General features: G+C 64.3%; 7 protein-coding genes. 4 read left to right on the forward strand and 3 right to left on the reverse strand.

Annotated elements, in window-relative coordinates:
* The coding region (locus ACI944_RS11140) for a sensor histidine kinase (RefSeq protein WP_411719127.1) at positions 1-642 on the forward strand (642 nt) is incomplete at its 5' end.
* A gap of 15 nt (positions 643-657) precedes the next feature.
* On the opposite strand, the gene ACI944_RS11145 is transcribed toward ACI944_RS11140, so the two are convergent.
* Together ACI944_RS11145 and ACI944_RS11150 are read right to left on the reverse strand one after the other, a co-directional pair.
* Entirely contained in the window at positions 658-1032 is a 375-nt protein-coding gene (locus ACI944_RS11145) for a helix-turn-helix domain-containing protein (protein WP_411719128.1), read from the reverse strand.
* A 145-nt stretch (positions 1033-1177) separates the two neighbouring features.
* On the reverse strand, positions 1178-1837 hold the full coding sequence (locus ACI944_RS11150) for an alpha/beta hydrolase (protein ID WP_411719129.1): 660 nt from the start codon (positions 1835-1837) through the stop codon (positions 1178-1180).
* A gap of 116 nt (positions 1838-1953) precedes the next feature.
* Between ACI944_RS11150 and ACI944_RS11155 the strand changes: the two genes are divergently transcribed.
* Both ACI944_RS11155 and ACI944_RS11160 read left to right on the forward strand, forming a co-directional pair.
* Positions 1954-2121 (forward strand): HVO_0416 family zinc finger protein, encoded by a 168-nt coding sequence (locus tag ACI944_RS11155; RefSeq protein ID WP_411719130.1) that lies wholly within the window; start codon positions 1954-1956, stop codon positions 2119-2121.
* 81 nt (positions 2122-2202) lie between these two features.
* Positions 2203-4047, forward strand: a complete 1845-nt coding sequence (locus tag ACI944_RS11160; protein WP_411719131.1) for a UvrD-helicase domain-containing protein — start codon at positions 2203-2205, stop codon at positions 4045-4047.
* An 89-nt stretch (positions 4048-4136) separates the two neighbouring features.
* Here ACI944_RS11160 and ACI944_RS11165 read toward each other — a convergent pair whose 3' ends face one another.
* Positions 4137-4955: a lipopolysaccharide kinase InaA family protein gene (locus tag ACI944_RS11165; protein WP_411719132.1), complete on the reverse strand. Its 819-nt coding sequence runs from the start codon at positions 4953-4955 to the stop codon at positions 4137-4139.
* A gap of 148 nt (positions 4956-5103) precedes the next feature.
* On the opposite strand from ACI944_RS11165, the gene ACI944_RS11170 reads away from it, so the two are divergent.
* On the forward strand, positions 5104-5490 hold a 387-nt coding region (locus ACI944_RS11170; RefSeq protein ID WP_411719133.1), incomplete at its 3' end, for a MaoC/PaaZ C-terminal domain-containing protein.

Raw genomic sequence — 5490 nt, forward strand, 5'->3', positions numbered from 1 at the left:
AGGCAGGCGTCACACGATCTCCGGAACCCGCTATCTGTGGCCGCGGGGCGGCTCGAATTGGCGATCGAAGCCCATGGGGACGATGAGAACCTAGTTGCCGTCCGAGAGGCGCTTGCGGACGCCGATAGCCGGATCGACGAGATGCTTGAGTTCGCGCGGCTCGGTAATGCCGTCACCGATCCCGAGCCGGTGTCGCTGTCCGAGGCGGCTGACGCCGCGTGGGCCGTCATCGAGACCGATGGCGCGGCGATGACACTCCGGGAGGACGTCGATCTTCAGGGGGACGCCGACCGGATCGAGCGACTGCTTGAGAACTTGTTTCGGAATAGCGTTGAACACGGTTCCACGGGTAGTCGGGCGGGGTCCGACGATAGTGTCGAGCACGGCTCGGCGGCCGTTTCCGTCCAGTTCGGCGCGACCGCAAGCGGTTTCTATGTCTCCGACGACGGCCCCGGAATCCCCGAGTCGGACCGAGAACACGTTCTCGAATCGGGGTTCACGACGAGCGCCGACGGCAGCGGGTCCGGGCTGGCGATCGTCGATGAGATCGCGGCCGCCCACGGGTGGGACGTTCTCGTCGGCGAGTCCGAAACTGGTGGAGCGCGCTTCGAGTTCGTCACGGCCGGCGACGACCCGGAGTGACCGCCCAGCGCTCGGTCACGGGAACTCGTCGATCCGATCGTGGACGTAGGCGGCCCACTCATCAAGCGTCTCGTGCATCAGGTCACGGGCCTCGGTCGGCGGCGTCGCGCGGTACTGGTAGACGTGACCGCCGCTATCGAGGAGGCGGCGGCGGCGCTCGGCGAGGTTTTTGTCCATAAGCGTCGTCAACCCACGATTGACGTTACTCCGGTCGCGATCGACCGTCTCCGCGAGTTCGGCGACGGTACTGTCGGGGGCGTCGAGAAGCTCCAAATAGAGGCGTGCTTCATGCTCCTGAATCCCGAAGACACACCGAAGGACCTCCTCGAACCCCGGTTCGGCATCGAGCATGAGATCGCGGAACCGGGCGGGGTCGGGGTCGGACTCCATATTACGCCTTCGTCGCTCGTCGTCGATAAATCCCGTCGGTCCCGCTGTCGTCGTGACCAAGGTGATCGGAAAGCCCCGGTGTCAGGACGGGCGCGAGCAACGGTTGCTCACCGCCGACGGGGCGCGATCGGCGGCATTTCCCGCATCAGTATCGACCGTCCAGCCATCTGAGGACATCCGAGAGTTCCTCGGGTGTCGTCCCATGGCCGACGCCATAGCGTTCGAACCGGACGTCGGCGCCGCCCTCGGCGAGCGTTTCGGCCGCGCGCTCAGCGCGCTCGGGCGGGATGACTTGATCCATCGATCCGCAGCCGACGAAGATCGGTTTGTCAGCCGCCTCCACCGCCCGGTCCGCGTGTGAGTCGGCGAGATAGCCGTTCAGCGCGACGACCCACCGGTAGGCGTCCGCCCGCTCGAGCAGCGCGGCCATGCTCGCGATAGCGCCTTGGCTGAACCCGAGCAGGCCGATCCGGTCGGGAGCAAGGTCGTACCGGTCGATCGCTCCCTGAATAAACTCGTGGATAGAATCGAGGCTCCGGCGGAACCCCTCGGCGTCGGGTTGGCTAGCGTGGAGGCCGCCGGCCGAGAGGTCCAACTCGTACCACGTGTAGCTGTCGGGACCGTCCATCGGCTCCGGGGCGCGGACGCTCAGAACGTGGATCTCGTCGGGAAGCCGATCCCCGATGGGGAGTAGGTCGCGTTCGTTCGTCCCGCGACCGTGGAGCAACACGACGGCAGGAGCGTTCGACTTGCGGGTTCCCGGGCGGCTGAGATGGACGAGCGGGAGACTATCGTCGGTGTCCATACGGACTGTACGGCGGGGTCTAATAAAAACGTCGGCGGCCCGAGGCTCACGACACCGAGGATCATGATAAGAACTACCACAGCGTTTATTACTGATGTCGTCTAACGGTAACCCGTATGGCGACCGCAAACGACGTGTTCGACGAATTCTTGGAGGATAACGGCCACAAGACCGAAACTCGCTCCTGGGAGCGCGACTATAACAAAAAGCGGTGTCCCGACTGCGGCGGCCTCCACGCGCTCGACGCGTCGAGTTGCTCGGTCTGTGGCTGGCGGCCGAAATAAAACTTCGACGGCCGGCTTTCGCTCGTATCGACGCCGAAATCAAACAGGCTATTTATACTTGTGGGCGGCATTACGCGAGTAATGGCGACATCCACGCATGTGACACGGCTCTTCGGGGGACCGGGGAGCGGGAAGACGACGGCGTTGCTTGACCGCGTCGACGAGATGCTCGAGGAAGGGGTCGACATCAACGACATCCTCGTTGTTTCTTACACCCGAGCGGCCGCCGCCGAGGTTCGCGAACGACTTGGCGAGCGGCTCGATCGTTCGCCGAAGTCGCTCCGAAGTAACGTCTGTACGATGCACGCGAAGGCGTACGAGCTGTTGAACCTCTCGCGCGGTGATGTCGTTGGCGAGAAGCACAAGGAGGAGTTCTGCGATGACTACGGCATCGAGTTTGAGGACGAGAACGACTCCAGTCGGCGCCGGTCGGCCCGGTCGACGACGCTCGGCAACAAGATCATCGCCACCTCCCAGTGGCTCCAACGGACCGAACGCGACGTCGCTGACTGGTACGATGTCCCGTTCAAGTGGGATGAAGAAGAGGTCCGGCTGCCGCCGGACATCGACGACAACGCCCAGACGGGCAACAAGTACACCCCGACATGGCCGAGTGACGACGACCGCCTCGACATCCCCGAGGCGATCCGGGCCTGGCGGAGCTACAAGGGCGATGAGGGGGTCGTCGGGTTCGCCGACATGCTCGAACGCGTCCAACAGCGCTCGCTTTTGCCGAGCGTCGACCACCTCGTCATCGACGAGTTTCAGGACATCACGACGCTGCAGTACGGCGTCTACGATGAGTGGAAACCACACATGGAGTCGGTACTCATCGCTGGCGACGACGACCAGGTCGTCTACGCTTGGCAAGGGGCGGACCCGAACCTCCTGCTCGATGAAGTGGTCAACGACGATGTCGTGCTGCCGAACAGCTACCGGCTTCCCTCACGGATCCTGAACGTTGTCAACACCCAGATCAGCCACATCGAAAAGCGACAAGACAAGGACCTCAAGCCGCGCAAGGAAGGCGGCTCCGTCGAGGCTGTCCGCTCGCCGTCGATGATCGATCTGGTCCGCAACGTTCGGATGACGGTCGACCAGGACGACGAGGGTAGCGTGATGTGTCTGTTTCGGGCGCGCTATCAGATGTTCCAGTTCATGGACGAGTTCATCGGCGAGGGGATCCCATTTACCGCCCTGACGGATCAGCGGATGTGGACCGACCGCCTGCGGGGCTACGTCGACGCTGTCGAGGCGCTTGAGGAGGACAACCCGATCGACGGCCTCCAGGCCAAACGCCTCGGCGAGATGCTCGCCGACAGCGCTTTCGGGACCGGCGAGCGTGACGACTATTTCGACGCTCTTGACGCCCTTGAGGATGCTGAGGGCGTCGAGGACCTCACCAACTTGGAGGTCGCCGCGGACTTCGTCGACGAACACGCCCCCTTCGCCCCCGGCCCGCGCTCGGCCGCAGACATGCTCACCCGGGTGTCGAACTTTCAAGAACGCTCCGTTGACGCCTACTTCAGCGGCGGGTACCGCGGCAGCGATCCGGACCGCGTCCGCGTGGGTACGATCCACTCGGCAAAGGGCCGCGAGGCCGACCACGTTTTCGTCGCGACCGATCTCACGGAGAAGGTCGTCGAACAGATGGCTGCCTCGGTCGAAGACCCGGAGGCGGTCCCCGGCGAGGGGGCGTTCACGAAACGCTCCGATCCCGTCCCGACGATGACTGACAACGAACGCCGGGTGTTCTACGTCGGGATGTCACGGGCTCGCGAACGGCTCGTGCTGCTCGAAAACCTCGTTGACGGCGCGCCGACGCTGCCCATCGACGTTCTCCTGTACAATGAACCCGTGGAGAAATCCCTCGAGGATGTCCTCTCTGATGCTCAGCGGCAGGGTGCGGAACTGAAGGCCGACTGACGGTCCGATACGGTCCGGCCACGGGGCCCGGCGGCTGTCAGTTATGAGCGACTGTCAGAAACTCGACGAGCGCCTGCCGACGGGCAGCCTCACGCAGCCGCCTTTTCAATCTCGGCTTTCACCGATGTGGTGTCGAAATCGTGGTCGGGGCGAAGCCCGACGAAGTCGAGGAACTCGCGGGCCGCGAGGAGGTCCTCGACCGGGTAGGCGTCGAGCGCCGCGGCGACGGCCGCGTTCGCACCGACGTGTGGCGCGAGCGAGGCCAGCCCGCAGGCGATATCGTACGCCTTCGCGTCCTCGATTGCACCCTCGCTAACACGGGTGGCATCGATGAAATACAGCGTCTCGACGCCGTCCTCATCCGGGGCCACCAACACGTTCTCGGCCCGGAGATCCCCGTGTGCGAGCCCGGCCGCATGCATCGACGCGAGGTTGCAAAACAGCGTCGGTGCGAACGATAGCGCCCGATCGGTCGGGAGGTCGTCGAACGTCCGAAACGCCGGGAGGTACTCGAGCACCAACACGCCGAAGCCATCGTGTTCGAACGCCTCGATCGGCTCCGGGGCGGCGATGCCGAGTTCCCGGATCCGCTCGGTCGCCGCCAGTTCGTGGCCGGCCATCTCCAACGGCGTCGAGAAGCGCTCAAAGAACCCCTCGGTCCCCGAGGAGAACGCCCCGATGTTCCGGCCGGTAGTCAACAGTGCGTGGACGAACGTGTGCTGTTCGGCGATTACCTTCACGAACCACCGGTCATCCACCACACACGGAACTGACAGCCAGTTGTCGGCGTCGAGGCGTTCGAACTCTGCGTTTGCCGCCTCGTCGCCGAAGCGGCGGGTGACCTCCATAGCAACCGATGAGAGCGCTGACTCCGGTACGCTTGCCCGGAGAAACCGACGGAGGGCCATTCGTCGTTGTTAGGTGCCGCCCGATAATAAACGATGCCCCGCGAAACTCAAGTTCACAGGCGTCACGATTGCCGCTCGCGCGTGGCCTCGCATGCAAATTCCCTTCGGCGATCACAACCGATATTCCGCCGCGCAGAGTCATATCGGTATGACATATCGAACGTTCGCCGGCGTGACCGTCGGCGAGTCGATCGATTGCGGAGCGGTCACTGTCGACCGCGAGGAGATCGTCACCTTTGGCGAGCGCTACGACCCGCTGGAGATCCACACAGATCCGGTTGCGGCCGCCGACTCCCCGTTCGGCGACATCATCGCCAGCGGGATCCACACCTTCGCGCTGACGCAGTCACCCGTCGTCGAGACGTTCTACGGCGACTCGGACGTCATCGCGGCGGGCCATATCGAGGATCTCCGGTTTCCGACGCCGGTCCGTCCGGACGACACGCTTGCGGTCGAACTTGAGATCCTCGACAAGCGACCGTCGGCCGGGAACGACGCCCGAGGGGTCGTGACAGCACGGCGGACCGCGGCCGTC

The sequence above is a fragment of the Natronomonas sp. genome (assembly GCF_046710025.1).
GTDB lineage: Archaea > Halobacteriota > Halobacteria > Halobacteriales > Haloarculaceae > Natronomonas.